Origin of the sequence: Nostoc sp. UHCC 0252 (genome assembly GCF_034931145.1) — a bacterium.
GTDB lineage: Bacteria > Cyanobacteriota > Cyanobacteriia > Cyanobacteriales > Nostocaceae > Nostoc.
Genome location: NZ_JAYGHE010000182.1, coordinates 1 through 2,088 on the forward strand (window position 1 = coordinate 1; position 2,088 = coordinate 2,088).

At 40.4% G+C, this 2,088-nt stretch carries 3 protein-coding genes; all 3 read right to left on the reverse strand.

The window, feature by feature from the left end:
* Nucleotides 1-158 precede the first annotated feature (158 nt).
* The gene (locus VB732_RS35875; protein ID WP_323235546.1) at nt 159-1,232 is read right to left on the reverse strand and encodes a hypothetical protein; all 1,074 of its coding nucleotides are present in this window, start codon (nt 1,230-1,232) and stop codon (nt 159-161) included.
* A gap of 157 nt (nt 1,233-1,389) precedes the next feature.
* Nucleotides 1,390-1,659, reverse strand: coding sequence for a hypothetical protein (locus VB732_RS35880; protein WP_323235547.1), 270 nt, complete (start codon nt 1,657-1,659; stop codon nt 1,390-1,392).
* A 144-nt stretch (nt 1,660-1,803) separates the two neighbouring features.
* The gene (locus tag VB732_RS35885) at nt 1,804-2,076 is read right to left on the reverse strand and encodes a hypothetical protein (RefSeq protein ID WP_323235548.1); all 273 of its coding nucleotides are present in this window, start codon (nt 2,074-2,076) and stop codon (nt 1,804-1,806) included.
* Nucleotides 2,077-2,088: the final 12 nt, after the last annotated feature.

Consider the following 2,088-nt stretch of genomic DNA (forward strand, 5'->3'; position numbering starts at 1 on the left):
GCAGGATTGGTCTTTAAACTGGACTGCAATTTTAGAAAAGTGTGACATGGGAATTTTGCTCTTAATAGTAGAAGTGCGGTATTCTTTGTGAGGTGTATATGCATTTTTCGTTTAAGGTATTTAGTCTTGAGCGATGCACCTTCGCCCAAGACTGTTTTTTACCTGAACTTGAACGACATCACGGTAGCTTTCGATAAACCCACCTCACCAGTTGCTAGCTCTTGGAGATTGCGCTGTTCGTCTAACAACTTGATCCGAATTTCTTCCATCTTTTGCTGTAATTGACTGCGCGTATCTGAACCCAGATTCTTCGACTCAATCGCCGGATCACTAACGATAGAATCTAAGTGCGCCATCATCGCCTCCAAGCTACTGCCTGCCTCCGGGTCAGCATTCGCTAGTAGTACCTGAACCTTCATCAGATGGCGTTGCATCTTCTTTTTAAACTGTACGGGCTTGCGTCCTGGTTCCCAATCAGCCAACTCTTCAAGCAACTGTGCGGCGAGTTGTTCACCACCAGCTAAAGCAGATTCCCTTAATCGTTGCTCTAAATTTTGGTCATACTGTTGAATGAACTTGGTAATCTGATCAAGACATTCGGCTTGTTGCTGGTTCAGTTGTTCGGACAATGCCGGGATAATCACCGGACGACCAATAACGACCTGCAAATAGTCTTCAAGATCGGTCAGAGTCGGGAATGCTCTTAGCAAGTTGGCTTTGACTGACTCTTGCTTATCCTGTGCTAATTCCCAGGTGTTAAGTGAAAGGAACTGATCAATCCGCTCTTGATAATCAACCAACCCAGCTTCGTAATCAGCTTTTAATTGATTACGCAGTCCTGGGGCGATATTATCCCTAATATTAATTAACTGATTCCAAACGAGTGGAGCCAAATCAATCGGACAGACCCAATCGCCAGTATCAGCAGACATCCACTCTTGAACTGAAGCAATCTCTTGCCTCAATTGGGCAGCAGCTTCATCCAATTTCTTAAATACCTTGATACCCCGCAAACCAACTTCGGAATTAGTAACTTTAACAAGGTCTGATTCAATTTCAGAAACTTCAGCTTGTAGTACATCTGCCCATTTAGGTGCAGCAGACTTTGTACTTCTCTTCAACTGAATACGAAAGCGAATACGAGTTTTATTTAATTGTGAGAAATTGTGGCGCTCGACTACTGCATCAGTTAGGAAATTTGCAGCAATAGGATTGTCAATTGCTTGTACCATGATTATTTACCTCAATCATTATTTTTCACTTTCAATTCAGCGAAGCTTTCTTTGTGACTATTTGAATGTCTTTAGTAGCTCTATAGATTACTTTCTTAGAGCTTTTTTGTAGCCGAATATGCCTTTTAATGACTGGTGGTTTATGTATTGACATAACTCAAAATAGTTGAAGTTGCTGTGAATTATCCTGTACAACAGGCTTGTTATAAGTCATGCCTTCGACTTCGTAACAGCGAGTCATAAGTTTGTTTCGATTTAGCCGAAAGCTGACTTTTTTTCTTTGATTTGGCAGAGGTAGAAATAGATACTGTGGATGTTGGATAGTACCTTCATCACCCAAGTATCGTGAAAGCGTACCGTCGATTTGGTAAACTTTTGAGGAGCTTAAAAGCGTTGAGTCGTAGACTTTAATCAAATTTAATTCCATCTGATTACTATTGAAGTAGAGTGTGTGATAATCTTTTGTGGAATCGATTTTTCTCTCCAGGCAGATTTAATCAGTTTGACTGGAGAGTTTTTCACGGATAATTCGTTACTTTTGTGTTAATTATTGATTGAGAGTGCAATTCGATTACAGATAGAAATGCTCAAAAATCTGGTGAAGTTTTTCCTGATCTTCATCAGGCAGAGCCTTAAAATCAAATTCGTCTGATTCCCAAACTTCATCAAGACTTGTTGACTCATCAACGATGTTTGCAATCAAACAAGATTGATCGTCGTAGTTCCAGCCATTCGCTAAAAGCCACGGTAGAACTCCATCAGATTGCAAAAGTTTTTCCAGGTCAAACAAGTCAGAAAATGATTGCAGATTTTCGACGTTGGGGTGAACAATTGTAATACTCATCTGTGATTATTT

Excerpts from the sequence above, each read along its gene's own strand:
- VB732_RS35875 (WP_323235546.1), bottom strand. The coding sequence starts at position 1,232 with ATGGTACAAGCAATTGACAATCCTATTGCTGCAAATTTCCTAACTGAT.
- VB732_RS35880 (WP_323235547.1), bottom strand. The coding sequence starts at position 1,659 with ATGGAATTAAATTTGATTAAAGTCTACGACTCAACGCTTTTAAGCTCC.
- VB732_RS35885 (WP_323235548.1), bottom strand. The coding sequence starts at position 2,076 with ATGAGTATTACAATTGTTCACCCCAACGTCGAAAATCTGCAATCATTT.